Consider the following 22330-nt stretch of genomic DNA (forward strand, 5'->3'; position numbering starts at 1 on the left):
GCGCTTGTCTTGGGGGTGCAAGCACGCTTTTCGCTTGCACCCCCAAGACAAGGGTGGTTGTCTTTTGACCAGGCCGTACGGGGATGACACACAGCCACGCCCGCAAAGCTCGAAGAGCTTTGCCCTCATCCTTGGCGGTCTGCCCGTCCGGCGAGGACTCTTTCCTTTTTTAGCGCGAGCGGTCGGCGACTTGGACTTCGATCGCTTTAGTTCTCAGACTAAAAACCAAAAGCGACGCTCGCCGCTTGGCAGACCTCCGGGGAGGAAAAGCGGAAGGGCGTCGTGTTCTCCCCGCATGGCCTGTCAAAGACGACCACCCTTGTCCAGGGAGGTCAAGCGAAAAGCGTGCTTGACCTCCCTGGACAAGCGCGGTAGCCCTCCGGGCAGGCCATACGGGGAGAACACGAGGCGACGGGTCTGTGCGGCGCGCACGAAGGGGATCTGATCGGGTCAGCAGTTGCTTGTCGGGGCTGCGCCCTGTTTGGCCAACGCGGCGGTTCGTCGTCGTTCGACCACGTACTGGGTTAACAAGAGCACCACTACCGGCATCCCGACCAGTACGACACCGACAACGGGCAAGCGCAGGCCGTCGATGGCGATGCCGGTCACCAGCCAAGCCGCGAGGTACACCCACCGGAGCCAAGCGCGTTGCCACTCGTGCCGCCACTGGACCATCCCGCTCGCCGCGAAGCCGACCGCTGCCGCCGCGCCGAACAAGGGGCTGGGCAGGGCGATGTCGTGAGGAGCGCCGACGAGCAGGCCCGCGAGCCCGGTCAGGCCCAGCACGGCGCTGCCGAACAGGAACGGCACGGCCAGCCACGTGGTCAACCGCAGCGGGCGTCCGGAGGCACACAACACGGTGCTATTTTCCCGATCGACGGCCCCGTGGCGCTGCTCTGAGTAGTCCAGCGGTTACCTCGTGCGCCAAATGGTCGACCACGGTCGGCAAGCGGTAGTGAGCCCGGCCACGGGAACATCGCAGGTCCGGAAGGCGTTGTCACCAGTGCTGACGGCATCTGGCAGACTGTCAGGTCGAGTCCGGCTCCGGTTCACCTCCGCAGATCAACCGCGAGGACCCGGCGGCCACCGAAGAGAGGGACAAGACGTTGAAGACCGGCATCCACCCCGAGTACGTGTCGACCGAGGTCACCTGCGGCTGTGGGAACACCTTCACCACCCGCAGCACCAAGTCCTCCGGTTCCATCCACGTCGAGGTCTGCTCGAACTGCCACCCGTTCTACACCGGCAAGCAGAAGATCCTCGACACCGGTGGCCGGGTCGCGCGCTTCGAGGCCCGCTACGGCAAGCGCAAGGGCAAGTAGCTGCACCGACGGCGTCCACCCGGTCCACCCGGGTGGACGCCGTTGTCGTCTCCCGAGAACTTTCTTGAAAGACCGAGACCGGAGCGCCGACCGTGACCCTGGAAGCACTGCTCGCTGAGCACGCCGAGCTGGAGGCCAAGCTCGCCGACCCCTCGGTGCACGCCGACCAGGCAGGCGCCCGGAAGCTCGGCAAGCGCTACGCCGAGCTGACCCCGATCGTCCGCACCGCCCGCGAGCTGGAAGAAGCGCGCAACGACCTGCAGGCCGCGAGGGAGCTCGCCGCCGAGGACCACGCGTTCCAGACCGAGGCCGAGGAACTCGCCGAGCGCATCCCGAAGATCGAGGAGCGGCTCACCGAACTCCTGCTGCCCCGCGACCCGCACGACTCCGCCGACGTGGTCCTGGAGATCAAGTCCGGTGAAGGCGGCGAGGAGTCCGCGCTGTTCGCGGGCGACCTGCTGCGGATGTACCTGCGGTACGCCGAGCGCCACGGCTGGAAGGCGGAGGTGCTCGACGGCACCGACTCCGACCTGGGCGGCTACAAGGACGTCACGGTCGCCATCAAGGCGAAGGCCTTCTCCCCGGACGGCGTGTGGTCGCGGCTGAAGTACGAGGGCGGCGTGCACCGCGTGCAGCGCGTCCCGGTGACCGAGTCCCAGGGCCGCATCCACACCAGCGCCGCCGGCGTGCTCGTCTTCCCGGAGACCGAGGACGTCGAGACCGAGATCGACGAGAACGACCTGCGCGTGGACGTGTTCCGCTCGTCCGGCAAGGGCGGCCAGAGCGTCAACACCACCGACAGTGCGGTCCGCATCACGCACCTGCCGACCGGCATCGTCGTGTCGTGCCAGAACGAGCGCAGCCAGCTCCAGAACAAGGCCCGCGCGATGCAGGTCCTCCAGGCCCGCCTGCAGGCGCTGGCCGAGGAGAAGGCGCAGCAGGAGGCGTCCGACGCCCGCCGCACCCAGATCCGCACCGTGGACCGCTCGGAGCGGGTCCGGACGTACAACTTCCCGGAATCCCGCATCTCCGATCACCGTGTCGGGTACAAAGCGCATAACCTGGATCAAGTGCTGGACGGCGACCTGGACGCGGTGCTCGACGCGCTCGCGGCCGCCGACCGCGCGGAACGACTTGCCGGCGGGTGACTGACGGGGGGCGCGCACGATGGCGGAAATCCTGGTGAACCCGCAGCGCGCCCCGCTCGACACCACGCTGGACGTCCTGGTCGTCGGCCTGGAACCGGACACCGAGGTCACCGTCCGGGCCACCACCGGCGACCGCGCCGCACAAGCCGTCTTCCGCTCCGACAGCCGGGGCGTGGTCGACCTGACCAGGCACGCCCCCGTCGCGGGCAGCTACGCGTGCGTGGACCCGATGGGCCTGTTCTGGTCCATGACCCCGACCGGCGAGCAGCCCGGCCGGACCTTCATCGAGGCCACCGGCGCCGGCAAGGTCGAGATCGAGCGCCTCACCGTCCCCGAGCACGTCGAGCGCACCGAGGTCCCGCACCTCTCGGCCGTCCTGTTCGAACCGGACGGCGGCGACACCCACCCCGGCGTGATCGTCCTGGGCGGCTCCGAAGGCGGGCGGCACGAACTCGACGCCGCCCTGCTGGCCGGCCACGGCTTCGCCACGCTCGCACTGGCCTACTTCGGCGCCGAGAACGTCCCGGACGACCTGGTCGACATCCCGCTCGAACACGTCGGCAAGGCGGTCGACTTCCTCAAGGAGCGGGCCGGCGAGGTGGGCCTGCTCGGCGGCTCACGAGGCGGTGAACTGGCGCTGTTGGCCGCTGCCTCGTTCCCCGAGGTGCGGGCGGTGGTGAGCGTCGTGGGCAGCGGCGTGGTCACGCAGTGCATCGGCCCCGGCAAGCGGCTCCTCCAGAAGCTCGACCTGGAAGCCGCCTCCTGGACGTGGCAGGGCCGTCCCGTCCCGTACCTGCCCTACGCGATCCCGGACGAGCTGCGCCGCAGGATCGTCGACGGTGAACCCGTGCCCCTGCGCCTCGCGTTCGACCTGTCCGACGGCATCCCGGAGGACACCGAGATCCCGGTGGAGCGGATCGTCGGCGGTGTGTTGCTCCTCTCATCCGGCCGTGACGGCGGGTGGCCGAGCACCGAGCTGAGCGAGGTCGCGGAACGCCGCCTGACCGCGCACGACCACCCGTTCCGGCACGAGCACGTGGTGTACCCGGAGGCAGGGCACCTGATCGCCGGCCCGCCGCACCGCCCCACGACCGACCTGGTCGTCCCCGGTCCCGGCGTCCGGTTCGCCATGGGCGGCACCCCGGCGGCCACGGCCGCGGCGCGCGCGGACGCGTGGCGTCGCGTCGTCGAGTTCTTGTCGGACCAACTGGGCACCTAATGTGTCGTTCATGAGCGCACACTTTGACGTCGTGGTCCTCGGTGCGGGGCCAGGCGGGTACGTCGCAGCGATCCGCGCGGCCCAGCTCGGGCTGAAGACGGCGGTCATCGAGGAGCGTTACTGGGGCGGGGTGTGCCTGAACGTGGGCTGCATCCCGTCGAAGGCGCTGCTGCGCAACGCCGAGCTGGTCCACCTGTTCACGCACGAGCAGAAGACCTACGGCATCCAGGTCGACGGCGCGGTGAAGTTCGACTACGGCGTGGCCTTCGAGCGCAGCCGCAAGGTGGCGGACGGGCGCGTCAAGGGCGTGCACTTCCTGATGAAGAAGAACGGCATCACGGAGTACAACGGCCAGGGGACCTTCGTCGACGCCAACACCATCCAGGTGGGTGACGAGCGGGTCACGTTCGAGCACGCCATCATCGCCGCCGGCGCGACCACCCGCCTGCTGCCCGGCACGAAGCTCTCCGAGCGCGTGGTGACCTACGAGGAGCAGATCCTCTCCTCCGACCTCCCGGAGAGCATGGTCATCGCCGGTGCCGGCGCGATCGGCGTCGAGTTCGCCTACGTGCTGCACAACTACGGCGTCAAGGTCACGATCGTGGAGTTCCTCGACCGGATGGTGCCGCTGGAGGACGTGGAGGTCTCCACGGAACTCGCGAAGCGCTACAAGCGCCTGGGCATCGACGTCCGGACCGGAACGCGCGTGGAGTCCATCGACGACACCGGCGCGAAGGTCCGCGTCACCGTCTCCAAGGACGGCAAGGAAGAGGTCCTGGAAGCCGACAAGGTCATGCAGGCCATCGGTTTCCAGCCGCGCGTCGAGGGCTACGGCCTGGAGAACACCGGCGTGCGGCTCACCGAGCGCAAGGCGATCGCGGTGGACGGCCGCGGCCGCACCAACGTGCCCAACATCTACGCGATCGGTGACGTGACCGCGAAGCTGATGCTGGCGCACGCGGCCGAGTCCATGGGGATCATCGCCGCGGAGACCATCGCCGGCGCGGAGACCATGGAACTCGACTTCGCGATGATCCCGCGCGCGACGTTCTGCCAGCCGCAGATCGCGAGCTTCGGCTACACGGAGGCGCAGGCCCGCGAGAAGGGCTACGACGTCCAGGTGGCCAAGTTCCCCTTCACCGCCAACGGCAAGGCCCACGGCATCGCCGACCCGACCGGCTTCGTGAAGCTGATCAGCGACAAGAAGCACGGCGAGCTCCTCGGCGGCCACCTCATCGGCCCCGACGTGACGGAACTGCTGCCCGAACTCACCCTCGCCCAGCAGTGGGACCTCACCGTCCACGAGGTGGCCCGCAACGTCCACGCGCACCCGACGTTGAGCGAAGCGGTCAAGGAAGCCGTCCACGGCCTGGCCGGCCACATGATCAACTTCTAGGCTCTAGGCTCTCCCCATGACCCGACACCCGCTGCGGCTGGCCGTGCTGGAAGCCGAACGACTGCTGGCCGCAGCGGGCGTCGACAGCCCCAGGGCCGACGCGGAACAACTCGCCGCGCACGTTTTGGGCGTGGAGCGCTCGCGCCTGCCCCTGATCCCGCTCGTGGACCCGCCGGTCCTCGAAGCCCTGCACCAGTTGGTGCGCAAGCGGATGACGCGCGTACCGCTGCAACACATCACCGGCTGGGCGCACCTCGGCGGCATCGACCTGGACGTGGGCCCGGGCGTCTTCATCCCCCGTCCGGAAACCGAACTGCTGCTGGAGTGGGCACTGTCCACAGTGGGCGGGAAGCCCCTGGTGGTCGACCTCTGCACAGGCACCGGCGCGCTGGCCCTGGCGGTAGCCCACAGGATCCCCGACGCAGTGGTGCACGCGGTGGAACGCGACCCGGTGGCCCTTTCCTGGGCCCGCCGCAACGCCGACGCCCGGACCGCGGCCGGCGACACCCCGATCCACCTGCACTCGGGCGACGTCACGGTTCCGGGCCTACTGTCCGATCTGGACGGATCGGTGGACCTGGTCCTCTGCAACCCGCCCTACGTCCCGGAGGGCACCCCGGTACAACCCGAGGTAGCCGACCACGACCCGCACGCAGCGGTCTTCGGCGGCAAGGACGGCCTCGACGTGATCCGCCACGTGGTAACCCTCGCCGCCCGCCTGCTGAAACCAGGCGGCCACGTGGCGATCGAGCACGACGACACCCACGGCGACTCGGTACCCGCCCTCCTCGCCGCCCGCCGAGTCCTGACGGACGTCAAAGACCACCCCGACCTGGCAGGCCGCCCCCGCTTCGCCACAGCCCGCCGAACCTGACCACACCCCTCCGCCTCGCCGCCCAACACCCCCGCGCTCTTCTACGGGCTGCCGCGCCCCGCGCACACCTCTGCCTCTGCGTGTCATCCCCGTATGGCCTGCCCGCAGGGAACCGCATGTGTCAAGGGCAGATCGGTCGCGCGACCACCGCACCCGCTTCACGATCTGCCCTTGACGCATGTGGTTGTCTTTGACCTGGCCATACGGGGATGACACGCAGACCCCCACCTCACCGCACCTCAAAGCTCGAAGAGCTTTGCAAGGGATCCTTGGCGGTCTGCCCGTCCGGCGAGGACGCTTTTACGCCCGTAGACCCCAAGCCACTGAATCCACCCGAGGCCACACTCCGCAGGCGTCCCCCTCGAAGTGAACGCCCCCAAAAACCACTCCCAACACCCTCCAACACCCTCACACCTGTGACCTCCACCGCTCCCCGCCAACCACCTGTGCCAGGATCCACACCGTGAGCACGCTCTACGACTGCAGCGTCCAGTCCGACCGCGCAGCCGGCCTAGCCGCCGCTGCCGGAGCGGTGCGGTCCGGGCGGCTGGTCGTCCTGCCGACCGACACCGTCTACGGCATCGGCTGCGACGCCTTCGACGCCAAAGCCGTCCGCTACCTCCTCGAAGCCAAGGGCCGAGGCCCGGACATGCCGGTCCCCGTCCTGGTCGGCTCCTGGACCACCATCGACGGCCTGGTCATCTCCGTCCCCCGCCAAGCCCGAGCCCTGATCGAGGCGTTCTGGCCGGGCGGCCTCTCCCTGGTGCTGCACCACGCCCCGAGCCTCGCCTGGGACCTCGGGCACACCCGGGGCACGTGCATGCTCCGCATGCCCCTGCACCCCGTCGCCCTGGAACTCCTCCGGGACGTCGGCCCGATGGCCGTCTCCAGCGCCAACAAGTCCGGCTTCCCCCCGGCGGGCACCGCCCAGGAGGCCTGGGACCAACTCGGCGAGGACGTGGGCGTCTACCTCGACGGCGGCCCGGCCGAGGAGAACATCGCGTCCACCATCGTCGACCTCACCGGCCCCGATCCGGTGGTCCTGCGGGAAGGCGCGGTCCCGCTCGCCGACGTGCGCGAGGTGCTCGGGATCGAAGTCGAGGTCGCCCGCTAGTGGATCTTCACGATCGGAGTAGCGTGGTGCCCGCAGTGTCCGAAACCCCACCCCCGAGGGGCTAGCTCCAGTGGGCCCGTTGCCCGACACCTCGAACGTCCTCCCCGTCCGGGAGTACCTGCTCGTCGCGCTGACCGCCGCCGTCGTCACGTTCCTGCTGGTCGGTCTGGTCCGCGTGCTCGCGTTCCGGATCGGTGCGGTGGCCTACCCGCGCAAGCGGGACGTGCACGTCGAGCCCATGCCGCGGATGGGTGGGCTCGCCATGTACGGCGGCGTGCTCGGCGGGATGCTGCTCGCACACCAGCTGCCGGTGCTGCGCGCCGCGTTCGACTTCTCCGACGACCCGTGGGCGGTCATCGTCGGCGGTGGGGTGATCGTCCTCGTCGGCGTCCTGGACGACCGGTTCGAGCTGGACTCCCTGACGAAACTCGCCGGGCAGGTCACGTCGGCGGGCATCCTGGTGCTGTTCGGGCTCCAGTGGCTGCTGTTCTGGGTGCCGTGGGGCGACGACGGCAAGGACACCGGTTCGCTGCTCGTCCTCGACCAGAACCAGGGCGCGCTGCTGACCGTGCTGCTCGCGGTCACCATGGTCAACGCGATGAACTTCGTGGACGGCCTGGACGGGCTGGCCGCCGGCATCGGGCTGATCGCCGCCGTCGCGACGTGCGCGTTCTGCATCGGTGTGCTGGCCAAGAACGGCGGCGACGTGGGCTCCTACCCGCCCGCGCTGATCGCCGCCACGCTGGCCGGCGCGTGCCTGGGGTTCCTGCCGCACAACTTCAACCCCGCCCGCATCTTCATGGGCGACTCCGGGTCGATGCTGATCGGCCTGATGCTGGCCGCCGCCGTCACCTCCGCCTCCGGCAAGCTGAACTACCGCTTCATCGAGGGCTCCGGCACCGCCATCCAGACCACCGACCTGCTCGGCCTGCTGTCCCCGCTGCTGGTGGTCGCGGCGGTGCTGTTCGTGCCGATGCTCGACCTGCTGATGGCCGTGGTGCGGCGCACCCGGCGCGGCGAGAGCCCGTTCTCCGCGGACAAGATGCACCTGCACCACCGCCTGCTGGAGATCGGCCACTCCCAGCGCCGCGCGGTGCTGCTGATCTACCTGTGGGCCGGGGTGCTGGCGTTCGGCACGGTGGCGCTGACCCTGTTCGACGCGGCCGTGGTCGGCTGGTGCCTGGCCATCGGGCTGCTGCTCGCGCTGGTCGTCTCGGCCATCCCCAAGCTCCGCGAGGCTGGGCGCTCCTGACCACCCGGTCTCCGCGAGGCCGGGCGCTCCAGCTCCAGCCCCGCCCCCGACCTCCGCGAGGCTGGGCGCTCCCGACCCCCCGACCTCCGCGAGGTGGGGTGCTCCCGACCCCCCGACCGTCGGGTGACGCAAGACCCCCTTTTACACTGGTAGTGACAGTGGGAAGGGGTGACATGAGCCAGGAGTGGACTCACGAGAAAGTCGTCCAGCGGCTCGCGGGCGAGATGTTCCGCGGTCTGATCTGGGCGGCGCTCGCGACCGTCGCCGTCGGTGCGGTGGTCTGGACCGTGCTGGCCGGCGTGCCCGGCCTGGTCGCGGCGCTGATCGGCGGCGGGCTCGCCATCGTGTGCTCGCTGATCACGCTCTGGCTGATGCACCGCACGGCCGCGCTGCCGGTGCAGTTCATCATGATCGCCGCGTTCGGCGGCTTCCTCGGCAAGCTCATCCTGCTCGTCGTGGTGATGGTGCTGCTGCGCAAGTTCCCCGTGCTGCACGTGAACGCGCTCGCGCTGACCATGGCCGCGACCATCGTGGTGGCCACCTTCATGGAGGTCCGCGCTTCCAAGCGCAGTCGCAGTCAAGTGATCATCCCCACCCCGAGCAACACCTGATCTACCGGCTGGTACGGTGCGCGCAGACGGGACGCCCCTGCTAGGTGGGGGTGCCTCTCGCGGGCGCGTGCGGTGCGTAAGGTACGTTTGTCCCGATCGTGACGATTCCCCCGGCGGAGTGAACGCCGGCCGGGAGAACCGGAAGGAACACAGTGACCACGTTGGTGCTGGCCTCGGGTGGCGAGTTCGTCGCACCCGGTGTGAAGGACTTCTTCCCCCCGGCGATCTTCGGGTCCGTCGACAAGCCCATGGTCCTGCTGGTGCTGTCGGTGCTCATCATCGGGACCTTCTTCATCGCGGCTACCCGCAGGCTGAAGCTCGTCCCGGGCAAGTTCCAGTTCGCCGCCGAGTCGGTCTACGACCTGGGCCGCAACTCCATCGCGCGTGAGCAGATCGGCGGCAAGGACTTCAAGCCCTTCGTGCCGCTCATCCTCACCGTCTTCACGTTCGTCCTGGTGAACAACCTGTTCGGGCTCATCCCGTTCATCCAGTTCCCGACGCTGGCCCACATCGGATTCCCGCTGGCCGTCTCGGTGCTGGTCATCTACCCGGTCTACCACTACGTCGGGTTCAAGCGCCACGGTTTCGTCGGCTACCTGAAGCACGCCACCATGCCGCCCGGTGCGCCCTGGTTCGTGCTCATCCTGCTGATCCCGATCGAGTTCTTCCAGAAGTTCGTGCTGAACCCGCTGACGCTCGCCATCCGAGTCTTCGCGGCGATGTTCGCGGGCCACCTGCTGCTGATGGTGTTCACCCTCGCCGGTGAGGCTCTGCTGTTCAGCGGCGGCATCACCGTCGTGGTGGCGCCGATCGCCTTCCTCTTCGCCATCGCGCTGACGTTCCTCGAAGCGCTGATCATGGTGCTCCAGGCCTACATTTTCGCTCTTCTGTCCGCCAACTACATCGGCGCGGCGATGTCGGAAGAGCACTGAGAAACAACAAGCCTCCGATCCGCGAGTGTTCGCGGACCGAGTTGGAAAGGGAACAGCACAAGTGAGCGCTATCACTCTTGCTCAGGATTTCTCCAGCCTCAACCAGGGTCTCGCCGCGATCGGCTACGGCCTCGCCGCGATCGGCCCCGGCATCGGCGTGGGTCTGATCTTCTCCTCGGTCATCAACGGCACCGCCCGTCAGCCCGAGGCCCGTGGCGTGCTGCTGAGCCTCGCCTGGACGACGTTCGCCATCGTCGAGGTGCTCGCACTGCTCGGCTTCGTCGTGTACTTCCTCGCGACCGCCTGATCCGTTCATCGCATTAGGAGTTGGTGATGAATACCCTCATCCTGGCGGCAGCGGAAGAGCCGATCAACCCGGTGCTCCCGCACACGTCCGAGATCATCGTCGGCCTGATCGCGTTCCTGCTGCTGTTCTTCGTCATCAAGAAGTTCGTGTCGCCGCGCTTCGAGACGTTGTACGCGGAACGTGCCGCCAAGATCGAGGGCGGGATCGAGAAGGCCGAGCAGGCGCAGGCCGCGGCCCAGCGGACGCTCGAGGAGTACAAGGCGCAGCTCGCCGAGGCGCGGGCCGAGGCGGCCCGCATCCGGGACGACGCCCGCATCGAGGGCGAGCAGATCATCAGCGAGCTGCGCGCCAAGGCGCAGGAGGAGTCCGCGCGGATCGTCGCGCAGGGCCAGACGCAGCTGGAGACCCAGCGCGCGCAGATCGTCGCGGAACTGCGCGGCGAGCTGGGCAGGCTGGCCATCGACCTGGCCGACCGGGTCGTGGGCGAGTCGCTGGAGGACGAGGTGCGCCGCCGGGGCACCGTCGACCGGTTCCTCTCGGAGCTCGACGACACCGCGGCTCCGGCCGTCAAGTGAAGGAACGCCGATGACGCTGCACGCCGCCAGCCGCGACGCGCTGGCCGCCGCCGAGCTGCGGCTGCTGGAGATCCTCGACAGCGCCGCCGGGACCGGGGACAACGCGGTCCTGGGCAAGCTCGGCGAGGAACTGTTCGCGGTGGTCGGTCTGCTCTCCGGGCAGCCCTCGCTGCGCCGGGCGCTGGCCGACGCCTCGACCGAGCCCGCCGCCCGCGAGCAGCTGCTGCGCGGCCTGCTCGACGGGAAGGTCTCCGGCGAGACCCTCCAGGTGATGGCCACGGTCGTCACCGTGCGCTGGTCCAGCCCGCGTGAGCTGGTCGACGGCGTCGAGTCGCTGGCCCGCACCACGCTGCTGGTGCGGGCCGAACGGGACGGCAGGCTCGACACCGTCGAGGACGAGCTGTTCCGACTCGGCCGGATCATCGCCGGCAACTACCGGCTGGAGCTCGCGCTGACCGACCCGACGGCGGACGCCGGGGGCAAGGTCTCGCTGGTGGACAGCCTCGTCGCGGGCAAGGTCGACGACACCACCAAGGTGCTGGTCGACCAACTGGTGCGCAACCCGCGCGGCCAGGGCGTCGTCGGTGGGCTGGCCGACCTCGCCGCGCTCGCGGCCAAGCGCCGGGAACGTTCCGTCGCCCACGTCCGTTCCGCCGTCGAGCTGGACGCGGCACAGCAGGACCGCCTCGAAGCCACGCTGACCCGGATCTACTCCAGGCCGATCGCGCTGCACGTGGAGGTCGACCCCACGCTGCGCGGCGGACTGCTGATCAAGATCGGCGACGAGGTCATCGACGGCAGCGTGGCCGGTCGGCTGGCGGCACTGCGCCGCGACCTCGCCGGCTGACCGAACCGGAACCGCGGCCCACAAGCCCCTTTCCTTTAACGAAGTGAGAGCAGGAACGACATGGCGGAGCTGACGATCTCGTCGGACGAGATCCGCAGTGCGATCGAGAAGTACGTCTCGACCTACTCCCCGGAAGTCAGCCGGGAAGAGGTCGGCGTCGTCGCGGAGACCTACGACGGCATCGCCATCGTCGAGGGTCTGCCCGGCACCATGACCAACGAGCTGCTGGAGTTCCCCGGCGGCGTGCTCGGCGTGGCCCTGAACCTGGAAGTGCGCGAGATCGGCGCGGTCATCCTGGGTGACTTCGACAAGATCGAAGAGGGCCAGGAGGTCAAGCGGACCGGCCAGGTGCTCTCCGTGCCCGTCGGCGACGGCTTCCTCGGCCGCGTGGTCAACCCCCTCGGCCAGCCGATCGACGGCCTCGGCGACGTCGTCGCCGACGACAACCGCGCCCTGGAGCTCCAGGCGGCGTCGGTGCTGCAGCGCCAGCCGGTGGGCGAGCCGATGCAGACCGGCATCAAGGCCATCGACTCGATGACCCCGATCGGCCGCGGCCAGCGCCAGCTGATCATCGGCGACCGCAAGACCGGCAAGACCGCGGTCTGCATCGACACGATCATCAACCAGAAGAAGGCCTGGGAGTCGGGCGACCCGAAGCAGCAGGTCCGCTGCGTCTACGTCGCCATCGGCCAGAAGGGCTCCACCATCGCGGGCGTCAAGACCGCGCTGGAGGAGGCGGGCGCGCTGGAGTACACCACCATCGTCGCCGCCCCCGCGTCCGACTCGGCCGGCTTCAAGTGGCTCGCGCCCTACACCGGCTCCGCCATCGGCCAGCACTGGATGTACCAGGGCAAGCACGTCCTGATCATCTTCGACGACCTGACCAAGCAGGCCGAGGCGTACCGCGCGATCTCGCTGCTGCTGCGCCGCCCGCCGGGTCGCGAGGCCTACCCGGGCGACGTCTTCTACTTGCACTCGCGCCTGCTGGAGCGCTGCGCGAAGCTGTCCGACGACATGGGCGGCGGCTCGATGACCGGTCTGCCGATCATCGAGACCAAGGCCAACGACGTCTCGGCGTACATCCCGACCAACGTCATCTCCATCACCGACGGCCAGTGCTTCCTGGAGTCGGACCTGTTCAACGCCGGTGTGCGGCCGGCCGTCAACGTGGGCATCTCGGTGTCCCGCGTCGGTGGCGCCGCGCAGACCAAGGCGATGAAGACGGTCGCCGGCTCGCTGCGCCTGGACCTGTCGCAGTTCCGCGAGCTGGAGGCGTTCTCCGCCTTCGCCTCGGACCTCGACGCCGCCTCGCGCGCCCAGCTGGACCGCGGTGCCCGCCTGGTGGAGCTGCTCAAGCAGGGCCAGTACTCGCCGGTCCCGATGGAGGAGCAGGTCGTCTCCATCTACCTCGGCACCAACGGCCACTACGACTCGATCCCGGTCGCCGACGTGCGCCGCTTCGAGTCGGAGTTCCTGGACCACGTGCGGCGCAGCCACGAGGTGATCCTGTCGGACATCCGCGAGTCCAAGAAGTTGTCGGACGACACCGAAAAGGGCATCGTGGACGCCGTCAACGCGTTCAAGCAGCAGTTCACCGCTTCCAACGGCGCCACGGTTGTGAACGAGGCCCCGGCGGACGCGATGGACGCCGACAAGGTCGGACACGAGTCGGTCAAGGTCAACCGACCCGCTCCGACCGAGAAGTGACGTAGGCATGGCGGCACAGATTCGCGAGCTGCGCCAACGGATCCGAACGGTCAACTCGACCAAGAAGATCACCAAGGCGTACGAGCTCATCGCCACTTCGCGCCTGGCCAAGGCGCAGGCCCGGGTCGCGGCGTCGAAGCCGTACTCGGAGGAGATCACCGGGGTGCTCTCCGCGCTGGCGAGCGCCTCGGCCAACCTCGACCACCCGCTGCTGACCGAGCGCAAGGCCCCGAAGCGGGCCGGCGTGCTGGTCGTGACCAGCGACAAGGGCATGTGCGGCGGCTACAACGCCAACGTGCTCAAGGCCGCCGAGGAGCTGTTCTCGCTGCTGCGGTCGGAGGGCAAGGAGCCGGTCCTCTACGTCATCGGCCGCAAGGGCGCGGGCTACTACCGGTTCCGCCGGCGCGAGATCGCGGGCGAGTGGAGCGGGTTCTCCCAGCTCCCGCACTACGTCAACGCGGCGGAGGCGGGCGACCTGCTGGTGCCGGCGTTCGTCGAGGGCACCGAGGACGGTGGCCAGGGCGTGGACGAGCTGCACGTCGTGTACACCGAGTTCAAGTCGATGCTCAGCCAGCAGCCGACGGCCAAGCGCATCGCCCCGATGCAGGTCGAGTACCAGCCGGAGCAGGCCAAGCTCCAGTCGGTGTACTCGTTCGAACCGAACGCCGAGACGCTGCTGGGGGCGTTGCTGCCCAAGTACGTCAAGACCCGGCTGTTCTCGGCACTGCTGGACGCGGCGGCGTCGGAGTCGGCGGCCCGGCGGACCGCGATGAAGGCGGCGACGGACAACGCCACCGAACTGGTCCGCAACCTCAGCCGTCAGGCGAACGCGGCCCGCCAGGCCCAGATCACCCAGGAGATCAGCGAGATCGTCGGTGGCGCCTCCGCGCTTACCGGGGGCGCAGGAAGTGATGAGTGACATGAGTGCTACTGCCACCACCACCCGCACCGGCCGTGTGGTCCGGGTGATCGGTGCCGTCGTCGACGTGGAGTTCCCGCGCGACGCGGTGCCCGAGCTGTTCAACGCCTTGCACGTCGAGATCACCTACGAAGCGGTGGCCAAGACGCTGACCCTGGAGGTCGCCCAGCACCTGGGTGACAACCTGGTCCGCACCATCTCCATGCAGCCGACCGACGGCCTGATCCGCGGCGCGACCGTCTCCGACACCGGCAACGCCATCCAGGTGCCGGTCGGCGACGTCGTCAAGGGCCACGTGTTCAACGCGCTGGGCGACTGCCTGGACGCGCCGGGCCTGGGCCGGGACGGCGAGCAGTGGGGCATCCACCGCAAGGCCCCGCCGTTCGACCAGCTGGAGGGCAAGACCGAGATCCTGGAAACGGGCATCAAGGTCATCGACCTGCTGACCCCGTACGTCAAGGGCGGCAAGATCGGCCTGTTCGGCGGCGCGGGCGTGGGCAAGACGGTGCTCATCCAGGAGATGATCACCCGTATCGCCCGCGAGTTCTCCGGCACGTCGGTGTTCGCCGGCGTCGGCGAGCGCACCCGTGAGGGCACCGACCTCCTGCTGGAGATGGAGGAGATGGGCGTCCTCGGCGACACCGCGCTCGTCTTCGGCCAGATGGACGAGCCGCCCGGCACGCGCATGCGGGTCGCGCTGTCCGCGCTGACCATGGCGGAGTACTTCCGCGACGTCCAGAACCAGGACGTGCTGCTGTTCATCGACAACATCTTCCGGTTCACCCAGGCCGGTTCCGAGGTGTCGACCCTGCTGGGCCGGATGCCCTCGGCCGTGGGCTACCAGCCGACGCTGGCCGACGAGATGGGTGAGCTCCAGGAGCGCATCACGTCGACCCGGGGCAAGTCGATCACCTCGCTGCAGGCCATCTACGTGCCCGCGGACGACTACACCGACCCCGCCCCGGCGACCACCTTCGCCCACCTGGACGCGACGACGGAGCTCTCCCGTCCGATCTCCCAGAAGGGCATCTACCCGGCGGTGGACCCGCTGTCCTCCTCGTCCCGGATCCTGGAGCCCTCCGTCGTGGGCGAGGAGCACTACCGGGTCGCGCAGGAGGTCAAGCGGATCCTCCAGAAGTACAAGGAACTGCAGGACATCATCGCCATCCTCGGCATGGACGAGCTGTCCGAGGAGGACAAGGTCCTCGTCGGTCGCGCCCGTCGGCTGGAGCGCTTCCTCGGCCAGAACTTCATCGTGGCCGAGAAGTTCACCGGTCAGCCGGGTTCGTTCGTCCCGATCAAGGACACCATCGAGGCGTTCGACCGGGTCTGCAAGGGCGAGTTCGACCACTTCCCGGAGCAGGCGTTCTTCAGCTGCGGCGGGCTCGACGACGTCGAGGCCAACGCCAAGAAGCTGGCCGGCAAGTAGGGTTCCCGGTTCGCGAGAGGCCCGCTCGACCGTTGCGGTCGGGCGGGCCTTCTTCGTTCGCCGGACCGGGGTGCGGCCGGCCATGAGGTGTGCGGGTGGCCATGAGGTGTGGGTGGCCGTGAGGACCCCGTGGAGGTCGCCGGCTCGGCGGAGCGGGCGCGGCAGCTTGAGCCGGGGCCCATGCCGGTCAGACCCTGCGCCAGCCCAAGGCACGGGAGATGGCCCTCCCGCAGGCGCGTACGGCCGGCAGGACGGTGTCGGTGCGGGTCTGGGTGGGGACCACCACGGAGACGGCCGCCGCCACGTCGCCGCCCGGACCTCTCACCGGGGCCGCGACGGAGTACGTGATGGTCTCGATCTGCCGGTCGGAGATGGCGTAGCCGTCGCGGCGGACGGTGGCCAGCGCGGACCTGAGGGCGTTCGGCGTGGTGATGGTGTGCTTGGTGAACTGCTTCAGCTCGGTGTCGAGCGCCCGTTCCTGGACCTCCGGCGGGGCGTAGGCGAGCAGCACCAGGCCCACGCCGGTGGCGTGCAGGGGCAGCCGCGAACCCATCCGCGTGACGACGTTGACGGCGTCCTTGGCGGAGATCCGTTCCACGTAGACGACCTCCAGGTCGTCCCGGATGGCCAGCTGCACGTTGTGGTGGGTCACCTCGAAGAGGTCCTCCAGGTAGGGCAGGGCCCGTTCCCGGAGGTCCAGTGCGCCGGGGGACAGCGCGCCCAGTTCCCACAGCCGCAGGCCGATGGTGAAGCGGCCGGACCCGTCCTTGTCCAGGGCCCGGTGGGCGATCAGCTCCTGGACCAGGCGGTGCGTGGTGCTGAGCGGGAGGCCGGAATGGCGGCTCAGCTCGGAGAGGGTGGCCGAGGGGCGGTCCGCGGTGAAGACGGAGAGCAGGGTGAACGCGCGGCCCAGGAGGGATCGCGGGACTGGTTCGCTCGTCGGCACGTGCCCACTCTTCCACTGGATGGAAAGTGTCCGCCCGGTGGGTCGGTGACGACCCACCCCCCGCGCGCCGGGGTCGGGTGGCTGTCCACTTCGGACACGAGAGAGGTGTCGTGGCCGGGGCGCTGGGTGCTGCCGGTGAGCTGGGCGGCGGTGTTGTTGGACGGTTTCGGCCTGGTGGCGCTCGGGACCGTGCTGCCGGTTCTGTTGCAGGACAAGGAATGGCGGCTCACACCGGCATCTGCGAGCGGAGCTGTGGTTCGTCGGGTCGGCGGTGGGGTCGGCGTTGCCGAGCGTCCGGTTGTCGGGTGACGGTGTCACGCGGCGGTGCCGGCGGCGGCTTGCTGTTCGACGCGCAGGTGCTGGTGCACCCGTACGCGGGACGTGTTCACGAAGATCGGAACCGGGCTACCGTGCTGGGTGGTCGGCAAGGGATTGGCCGCATCGGGGCCATCTGTGGTCCACTGATGGGGGCGCCATGCTCACTGCGGGTATCGCCTACCCGTGGGGCTTCTACGCGTTCGCCGTGGTAGCGGCGTCGAGTGCGGCGGCTTCGACCACCGTTGGAGCGACCGCCGGGCGAGTGGTACCGCACGTCGGCCGCGGCTGAGGGTGGCTGGGGCGGCGTGGGCTTCGGGCGACCGTTTAGACTGCACAGGACTCCAGCGCCAGACATAGGGAGATGCGCGTGGCCGAGATGACCGTCCAGCTGGTCGCCGTGGAACGCCGCCTGTGGTCCGGCACGGCCACCTCGGTGGTCGCGCAGACGACCGAGGGCGAGATCGGCATCCTGCCCGGCCACGAGCCCGTGCTGGGGCAGTTGGTCGAGGGTGGCGTGGTCCGCATCCGGACCGTGGAGAACGAACTCGTGACCGCGGCCGTGCACGGCGGGTTCCTGTCCGTCACGGGTGACGGCGTGAGCGTCCTCGCCGAGGCCGCCGAACTGGCCGACGAGATCGACGTGGAGGAAGCCCGGTCGTCCCTGCGGGACTCGGACGACGTGGAACGGGCCAGGGCAATCGCGCGGCTCCGCGCCGCCGGCCACTCGGCCTGACGCGGACGAGCGGACAAGCGCCGTGGGGATCGCCGAAGTCGTCGGGGTGGTCCTGTTCGTCGCGGTGGTGGTCCTCGCGTACGTCACGTGGCGCCGGATCCGCCTGCTGAGAGCCGGAGGGGTGCACGTGGCCCTGCGGTCCAGGCTCGACGTCAGCGGTCGCGGGTGGCACCTGGGCGTCGGGCACTACCGCGGGGATTCGTTCGTGTGGTCGCGGGTGCTGAGCCTGCGAGCCGGACCTGACCGCGTGATCCACCGCGACGGCTTCGAGATCGACGACCGGCGCGAGCCGACGGCTTCCGAGACCTACGCGATGCCCGCCGGTGCGGTGGTGCTGCGGTGTCGTGGGGTGGACGGCGAAGTCGTCGAGATCGCCATGGGCCCGGATGCGTTGACCGGCTTCTTGTCCTGGCTGGAGTCCGCGCCTCCGGGCCGTTCCATTCCCTGGGCTTCGTAGTCCCTGCTGACGTGCTGCCGGGGTCGTGCGCGGCGGTGGCCGGCGAACCGGCTCCTGATTCCGTGGTGCGCTGAGCGTCCGCAGTCGCGGCGGCGGCCGTGTGCGCTGATCCGGTCCAGCGCTGGGGTGATCGCAGCCCCACGGCTGGGGTGACCGCAGCCGGACGACGCCTGCCCTGCGCATCGCTCGATCGCCACGTGCCGAGTGGGAAGTGGTACTCGATTCGGCCCGTGCCCGACGGCCGGGACTTGTAGCATCGGGCCGGTCGATCGGTGAGCGTGCCGAGTGCAGCCCGTCGGACGCCACGAGCGGGGGCATCATGATCGAGGCTACCGGCCTCAGCAAGGTTTACGGCACGAGGACCGCTGTCGATGATCTGAGCTTTCGGGTGCGCCCTGGTTTGATCACCGGTTTTCTCGGCCCGAATGGCGCAGGGAAGTCGACCACCATGCGTTTGGTGTTGGGGCTGGACCGGCCGACCTCGGGAACGGCCACGGTCAATGGTCGGCGATACCACGAACTCGACCACCCGTTGCGGGAGGTGGGTGCTCTCCTCGACGTCCGGTCCGCACACCCCGGGCGGAGCGCGCGTAGTCATCTGCGGATCCTTGCCGCGTCGAACGGAATACCGTTCCGGCGGGTGGACGAAGTCCTCGGCCGCACCGGCCTGGAGGACGTGGCGGACAAGCGGGTCAAGACGTTCTCGCTCGGCATGAGCCAGCGGTTCGGTCTCGCGACCGCTCTGCTCGGCGATCCGCACACGTTGCTGCTGGACGAACCGTTGAACGGACTCGACGTCACGGGCATCCACTGGGTCAGGAACCTGCTGCGGACCTTGGCGGACGAAGGGCGCACGGTCCTGGTCTCCTCGCACCTGATGGTGGAGGTGGAGGGGACCGCCGACCGCTTGGTGGTAATAGGCCGGGGCCGGTTGATCGCGGACACCGAGACGCGGCGTTTCATCGACGGCGCGCAGGAGAACCGGGTTCGAGTGGAGACGCCGCACGCGGACGCGCTCACCACGGTGCTGGAAATGGCCGGAGGGAACGTCGAAAGACGCTCGCCGGACGTGCTCGTCGTCACCCGGCTGAAGCGGAGCGAGGTGGGTGAGCTGGCGGCTCAGAATGCGCTTTCCCTGCACGGCCTCGGTGACGAGAGCGGTTCGCTGGAGGAAGCGTTCATGAAGATCACCGGCGCGAGCGTCGAGTATGACGGAAAGGCCTACTGAGACGTGCCTCCATTACTCGTCGAGTTGCCCCGCGTGGTGCACGCGGAATGGATCAAAATTCGCACGCAGCGTGCGGTGTGGTGGACGTTGGTCGGTTGCACGGTGCCGACGATGGCGCTGGTGGTCGGATTGGCGCTCGCGGGCGGGCCGGCGACAGCTTCGGCCACCGGCGGTCCGGTGGGCGCATTGCTCGCCCCGGTGGCGACGGCGCTGGTGCTGACGCAGATCGGCGTCGCGGTGATCGGCGCGTTGTTCGCGTCGAACGAGTTCAGCCACGGGATGATCCGCAGCTCGCTGCTGATGGCCCCGCGCAGGCTGCGCTTCCTCGCTGCGAAACTGGCGGTGATCGGCGGCTTCGGGTTCGTCCTCGGTGTGGTGCTCGCCTCGACGGCCGTCGTCCTGACGGCCGGTTTCCACCGGGACGCCGAACTGTTCGGCCTGCTGCCGGATGCCGCGGTGGTGCGCGCGGTGCTCGGTTCGGGCCTCTACCTGGGCACCCTTGGCGTCTTCGGGACGGCTGTCGCGGTGCTCATGCGTCACACCGCCGGTGTGGTGCTCACGATGGTGGCCGTCGTCTACGTCCTACCGTTGATCGTCTTTCCGCTCGTCTCCGGGCCGGCGTCGACGTTGGGCGAGTACTGGCCCACGGTCATCGGACTCAGCGTCGTCCTCCCTGAAGGGGTGTCGGACGTCGATCCCTGGCTCGGCTGGGCGGTCTTCGCGGTACAGACCGCCGTCGTCGTCGTCGTGTCGGCCGCTGTGTTCAACCGGCGCGATGCCCGGTGAGCACGCGCGAGGAATGAGGTCGCATGTCTTCGGACAGCTCTGCACGCCTGCCCATCGCGGTCTGGTTGATCGGGTTCGCGGTGCTGTTCCTGGCGCGGATCGGGCTGCGTGCCGCCTTGCCCGACGCGCCCTGGTACGTCCCGACGATCGGCGCTCTGCTCGTGTACGCCTTGGTGGTGGTCGCCTGGCTGTGGCACAAGCGGAAGCTGCGGAAGCGGTAGGGTCGGTGGTCAGGCGTTGCCGGCCGGCTGCCAGAGGACGTCGCCGTCGGGGTTGGCCACCCGGGCGAGGATGAACAGCAGGTCCGACAGGCGGTTGAGGTACTTGGCGGTCAGGGTGCCGGTCCGGTCCGGCTCGGCCTCGATGAGGGCCCAGGTGCTGCGTTCCGCCCGACGCGTGATGGTGCGGGCCTGGTGGAGCAGGGCGGCACCGGGGGTACCGCCGTTGAGGATGAACGAGTCGAGCTTGCCGACCCGCGTGTTGTACTCGTCACACCAGCCCTCCAGGCGGTCCACATAGGCCTGGGTCACCCGCAGCGGCGGGTACTTCGGGTTCTCCACGACGGGGGTGCAGAGGTCCGCGCCCACGTCGAACAGGTCGTTCTGGACCTTGCGGACGACTTCGGTCACGTCGTCGTCCAACCGGCCGAGGGCGAGGGCCACGCCGAGGGCGGCGTTGGTCTCGTCGACGTCGGCGTACGCGGTGATCCGGGGCGAGGTCTTGGGAACCCGGCTGAAGTCGCCGAGGCCGGTGGTGCCGTCGTCGCCGACCCGGGTGTAGATCTTGGTGAGGTGAACCGCCATGCCAGCACTGTAAGGGGCTCCGGGCACTGGCTTGATTCAGTCCGTCCGTACGATTGCGCACAGAACCGACTTGAGGAGTTTCCCTTGGTGAGCGAGCACTTCCGGGTTCAGGGCGGTGCGCGGCTGGTCGGCGAGGTCGAGGTCGTCGGCGCGAAGAACAGCGTGTTGAAGCTGATGGCCGCCGCGCTGCTGGCGGAGGGCACGACCACCATCACCAACTGCCCGGAGATCCTGGACGTGCCGCTGATGGCCGACGTCCTGCGCAGCCTGGGCTGTTCGGTGACGCTGGACGGGGGCGTGGTGACCATCACGACGCCGGCCGAGCTCAACCACCGGGCCGACTCGGAGGCGATGGGCAAGCTGCGGGCTTCGGTGTGCGTGCTCGGGCCGTTGGTCGGGCGGTGCAAGCGGGCCGTGGTGGCGTTGCCCGGCGGGGACGCGATCGGCTCGCGGCCGTTGGACATGCACCAGAACGGGCTGCGGAAGCTCGGTGCGCACAGCGAGATCGAGCACGGGTGCGTGGTGGCCGAGGCCGAGGGCCTGCACGGGGCTCAGATCTGGCTGGACTTCCCGAGCGTCGGGGCCACCGAGAACATCCTGATGGCCGCGGTGCTGGCCAAGGGCACGACGGTGATCGACAACGCGGCGCGCGAGCCGGAGATCGTGGACATCTGCGTGATGCTCCAGGAGATGGGCGCGCGGATCGAGGGCGCGGGGACGTCGACGCTCACCGTGCACGGCGTGGAGTCGTTGTCGCCCACGGAGCACCGGGTCATCGGCGACCGGATCGTCGGGGCCACCTGGGCGTTCGCCGCGGCGATGACGCGGGGGGACATCACGGTGCGCGGCGTGGACCCGCACCACCTGGACCTGGTGCTGGAGAAGCTGCGGATGGCGGGGGCCGAGGTCACCACGTTCGGCGGGGACGGGTTCCGGGTGGTGCAGGACGGCCGCCCGCAGTCGGTGGACTTCGTGACGCTGCCGTACCCCGGCTTCGCGACCGACCTCCAGCCGTTCGCCATCGCGCTGTCCAGCGTCTCCGAGGGCACGTCGATGATCACCGAGAACCTGTTCGAGGCGCGGTTCCGGTTCATCGAGGAGATGGTTCGGCTCGGGGCGGACGCCCGGACCGACGGCCACCACGCGGTGGTGCGCGGGGTCGAGCGGCTGTCGAGTGCGCCGGTGTGGGCCTCGGACATCCGTGCTGGCGCCGGGCTGGTGCTGGCCGGGCTGTGCGCGGACGGGGCCACCGAGGTCTACGAGATCTTCCACATCGAGCGCGGGTACCCGGGGTTCGTGGAGAACCTGCGCAAGCTCGGGGCGACGGTCGACCGGGTCACCGGCTGACGACTCGCCCGGGCGGCCGTTCCGCCGATCGGCGGGTGCTCGCTCCGGTGCTGGTGAGGC

Annotated in this window: 25 protein-coding genes; 22 read left to right on the plus strand and 3 right to left on the minus strand. The window is 69.3% G+C overall.

Going from position 1 to position 22330, the window contains the following annotated elements; all coding sequences use genetic code 11:
- Positions 1-450: 450 nt before the first annotated feature.
- On the minus strand, positions 451-858 hold the full coding sequence (locus tag FHS29_RS09080; RefSeq protein ID WP_184690123.1) for a hypothetical protein: 408 nt from the start codon (positions 856-858) through the stop codon (positions 451-453).
- Between the two features lie 248 nt (positions 859-1106).
- Here FHS29_RS09080 and rpmE point away from each other — a divergent pair, with 248 nt between their 5' ends.
- The 15 genes from rpmE (at position 1107) to atpD (ending at position 15652) form a co-directional block, all read left to right on the plus strand.
- Positions 1107-1322, plus strand: a complete 216-nt coding sequence (gene rpmE, locus FHS29_RS09085) for a 50S ribosomal protein L31 (protein ID WP_184690124.1) — start codon at positions 1107-1109, stop codon at positions 1320-1322.
- 92 nt (positions 1323-1414) lie between these two features.
- Complete coding sequence (gene prfA / locus FHS29_RS09090; protein WP_184690125.1) at positions 1415-2470, plus strand: peptide chain release factor 1; 1056 nt, start codon at positions 1415-1417, stop codon at positions 2468-2470.
- Between the two features lie 19 nt (positions 2471-2489).
- A complete protein-coding gene (locus tag FHS29_RS09095; RefSeq protein ID WP_184690126.1) occupies positions 2490-3689 on the plus strand; it encodes an acyl-CoA thioester hydrolase/BAAT C-terminal domain-containing protein in 1200 nt (399 codons plus the stop codon).
- 10 nt (positions 3690-3699) lie between these two features.
- Positions 3700-5085 carry a dihydrolipoyl dehydrogenase gene (gene lpdA / locus FHS29_RS09100; RefSeq protein WP_184690127.1) on the plus strand — a complete coding sequence of 462 codons (1386 nt, stop codon included), beginning with the start codon at positions 3700-3702 and terminating at the stop codon, positions 5083-5085.
- Between the two features lie 16 nt (positions 5086-5101).
- Positions 5102-5959 carry a peptide chain release factor N(5)-glutamine methyltransferase gene (gene prmC, locus FHS29_RS09105; protein ID WP_184690128.1) on the plus strand — a complete coding sequence of 286 codons (858 nt, stop codon included), beginning with the start codon at positions 5102-5104 and terminating at the stop codon, positions 5957-5959.
- 463 nt (positions 5960-6422) lie between these two features.
- Complete coding sequence (locus FHS29_RS09110; protein WP_184690129.1) at positions 6423-7073, plus strand: L-threonylcarbamoyladenylate synthase; 651 nt, start codon at positions 6423-6425, stop codon at positions 7071-7073.
- A 70-nt stretch (positions 7074-7143) separates the two neighbouring features.
- Positions 7144-8325 (plus strand): glycosyltransferase family 4 protein, encoded by a 1182-nt coding sequence (locus FHS29_RS09115; RefSeq protein WP_184690130.1) that lies wholly within the window; start codon positions 7144-7146, stop codon positions 8323-8325.
- A 173-nt stretch (positions 8326-8498) separates the two neighbouring features.
- Positions 8499-8936, plus strand: a complete 438-nt coding sequence (locus FHS29_RS09120) for a Cg1360 family ATP-synthase-associated protein (RefSeq protein ID WP_184690131.1) — start codon at positions 8499-8501, stop codon at positions 8934-8936.
- A 152-nt stretch (positions 8937-9088) separates the two neighbouring features.
- Positions 9089-9868, plus strand: a complete 780-nt coding sequence (atpB, locus tag FHS29_RS09125; RefSeq protein ID WP_184690132.1) for a F0F1 ATP synthase subunit A — start codon at positions 9089-9091, stop codon at positions 9866-9868.
- Between the two features lie 61 nt (positions 9869-9929).
- Complete coding sequence (locus FHS29_RS09130; protein WP_184690133.1) at positions 9930-10175, plus strand: ATP synthase subunit C-like protein; 246 nt, start codon at positions 9930-9932, stop codon at positions 10173-10175.
- Between the two features lie 26 nt (positions 10176-10201).
- Positions 10202-10750 (plus strand): F0F1 ATP synthase subunit B, encoded by a 549-nt coding sequence (locus FHS29_RS09135; RefSeq protein WP_184690134.1) that lies wholly within the window; start codon positions 10202-10204, stop codon positions 10748-10750.
- Positions 10751-10760: 10 nt separating this feature from the next.
- Positions 10761-11597 carry a F0F1 ATP synthase subunit delta gene (locus FHS29_RS09140; protein WP_184690135.1) on the plus strand — a complete coding sequence of 279 codons (837 nt, stop codon included), beginning with the start codon at positions 10761-10763 and terminating at the stop codon, positions 11595-11597.
- A 60-nt stretch (positions 11598-11657) separates the two neighbouring features.
- On the plus strand, positions 11658-13304 hold the full coding sequence (gene atpA, locus FHS29_RS09145; RefSeq protein ID WP_184690136.1) for a F0F1 ATP synthase subunit alpha: 1647 nt from the start codon (positions 11658-11660) through the stop codon (positions 13302-13304).
- A 7-nt stretch (positions 13305-13311) separates the two neighbouring features.
- A complete protein-coding gene (locus FHS29_RS09150; RefSeq protein WP_184690137.1) occupies positions 13312-14223 on the plus strand; it encodes a F0F1 ATP synthase subunit gamma in 912 nt (303 codons plus the stop codon).
- Positions 14216-15652, plus strand: coding sequence for a F0F1 ATP synthase subunit beta (atpD, locus tag FHS29_RS09155; protein ID WP_221455723.1), 1437 nt, complete (start codon positions 14216-14218; stop codon positions 15650-15652). The genes FHS29_RS09150 and atpD overlap by 8 nt, the downstream gene beginning before the upstream one ends.
- Before the next feature lie 187 nt (positions 15653-15839).
- Here the strand turns inward: atpD and FHS29_RS09160 are convergent, their stop codons facing one another.
- The gene (locus tag FHS29_RS09160) at positions 15840-16598 is read right to left on the minus strand and encodes an IclR family transcriptional regulator (protein ID WP_184690139.1); all 759 of its coding nucleotides are present in this window, start codon (positions 16596-16598) and stop codon (positions 15840-15842) included.
- A 135-nt stretch (positions 16599-16733) separates the two neighbouring features.
- Here FHS29_RS09160 and FHS29_RS09165 point away from each other — a divergent pair, with 135 nt between their 5' ends.
- The 6 genes from FHS29_RS09165 to FHS29_RS09190 all read left to right on the plus strand — a co-directional run bounded on the left by FHS29_RS09165 (position 16734) and on the right by FHS29_RS09190 (position 20341).
- Positions 16734-16907 (plus strand): hypothetical protein, encoded by a 174-nt coding sequence (locus tag FHS29_RS09165; RefSeq protein ID WP_184690140.1) that lies wholly within the window; start codon positions 16734-16736, stop codon positions 16905-16907.
- Positions 16908-17283: 376 nt separating this feature from the next.
- Positions 17284-17649: a F0F1 ATP synthase subunit epsilon gene (locus tag FHS29_RS09170; RefSeq protein WP_184690141.1), complete on the plus strand. Its 366-nt coding sequence runs from the start codon at positions 17284-17286 to the stop codon at positions 17647-17649.
- A 22-nt stretch (positions 17650-17671) separates the two neighbouring features.
- On the plus strand, positions 17672-18106 hold the full coding sequence (locus FHS29_RS09175; protein ID WP_184690142.1) for a DUF2550 domain-containing protein: 435 nt from the start codon (positions 17672-17674) through the stop codon (positions 18104-18106).
- A gap of 319 nt (positions 18107-18425) precedes the next feature.
- Positions 18426-19334, plus strand: a complete 909-nt coding sequence (locus tag FHS29_RS09180; RefSeq protein WP_184690143.1) for an ATP-binding cassette domain-containing protein — start codon at positions 18426-18428, stop codon at positions 19332-19334.
- Positions 19335-19367: 33 nt separating this feature from the next.
- The gene (locus tag FHS29_RS09185) at positions 19368-20120 is read left to right on the plus strand and encodes an ABC transporter permease (protein WP_221455725.1); all 753 of its coding nucleotides are present in this window, start codon (positions 19368-19370) and stop codon (positions 20118-20120) included.
- 23 nt (positions 20121-20143) lie between these two features.
- The gene (locus FHS29_RS09190; protein ID WP_184690145.1) at positions 20144-20341 is read left to right on the plus strand and encodes a hypothetical protein; all 198 of its coding nucleotides are present in this window, start codon (positions 20144-20146) and stop codon (positions 20339-20341) included.
- Positions 20342-20350: 9 nt separating this feature from the next.
- Here the strand turns inward: FHS29_RS09190 and FHS29_RS09195 are convergent, their stop codons facing one another.
- Positions 20351-20923, minus strand: coding sequence for a cob(I)yrinic acid a,c-diamide adenosyltransferase (locus tag FHS29_RS09195; protein ID WP_184690146.1), 573 nt, complete (start codon positions 20921-20923; stop codon positions 20351-20353).
- A gap of 87 nt (positions 20924-21010) precedes the next feature.
- On the opposite strand from FHS29_RS09195, the gene murA reads away from it, so the two are divergent.
- Positions 21011-22270: a UDP-N-acetylglucosamine 1-carboxyvinyltransferase gene (gene murA, locus FHS29_RS09200; protein WP_184690147.1), complete on the plus strand. Its 1260-nt coding sequence runs from the start codon at positions 21011-21013 to the stop codon at positions 22268-22270.
- Positions 22271-22330: the final 60 nt, after the last annotated feature.

The sequence above is a fragment of the Saccharothrix tamanrassetensis genome (genome assembly GCF_014203665.1).
Classification (GTDB): Bacteria; Actinomycetota; Actinomycetes; order Mycobacteriales; family Pseudonocardiaceae; genus Actinosynnema; species Actinosynnema tamanrassetense.

Excerpts from the sequence above, each read along its gene's own strand:
- FHS29_RS09180 (WP_184690143.1), top strand. The coding sequence starts at position 18,426 with ATGATCGAGGCTACCGGCCTCAGCAAGGTTTACGGCACGAGGACCGCT.
- atpD (WP_221455723.1), top strand. The coding sequence starts at position 14,216 with ATGAGTGACATGAGTGCTACTGCCACCACCACCCGCACCGGCCGTGTG.
- FHS29_RS09195 (WP_184690146.1), bottom strand. The coding sequence starts at position 20,923 with ATGGCGGTTCACCTCACCAAGATCTACACCCGGGTCGGCGACGACGGC.
- FHS29_RS09140 (WP_184690135.1), top strand. The coding sequence starts at position 10,761 with ATGACGCTGCACGCCGCCAGCCGCGACGCGCTGGCCGCCGCCGAGCTG.
- prmC (WP_184690128.1), top strand. The coding sequence starts at position 5,102 with ATGACCCGACACCCGCTGCGGCTGGCCGTGCTGGAAGCCGAACGACTG.
- FHS29_RS09135 (WP_184690134.1), top strand. The coding sequence starts at position 10,202 with ATGAATACCCTCATCCTGGCGGCAGCGGAAGAGCCGATCAACCCGGTG.
- FHS29_RS09150 (WP_184690137.1), top strand. The coding sequence starts at position 13,312 with ATGGCGGCACAGATTCGCGAGCTGCGCCAACGGATCCGAACGGTCAAC.
- lpdA (WP_184690127.1), top strand. The coding sequence starts at position 3,700 with ATGAGCGCACACTTTGACGTCGTGGTCCTCGGTGCGGGGCCAGGCGGG.
- atpA (WP_184690136.1), top strand. The coding sequence starts at position 11,658 with ATGGCGGAGCTGACGATCTCGTCGGACGAGATCCGCAGTGCGATCGAG.
- FHS29_RS09120 (WP_184690131.1), top strand. The coding sequence starts at position 8,499 with ATGAGCCAGGAGTGGACTCACGAGAAAGTCGTCCAGCGGCTCGCGGGC.
- FHS29_RS09095 (WP_184690126.1), top strand. The coding sequence starts at position 2,490 with ATGGCGGAAATCCTGGTGAACCCGCAGCGCGCCCCGCTCGACACCACG.
- FHS29_RS09190 (WP_184690145.1), top strand. The coding sequence starts at position 20,144 with ATGTCTTCGGACAGCTCTGCACGCCTGCCCATCGCGGTCTGGTTGATC.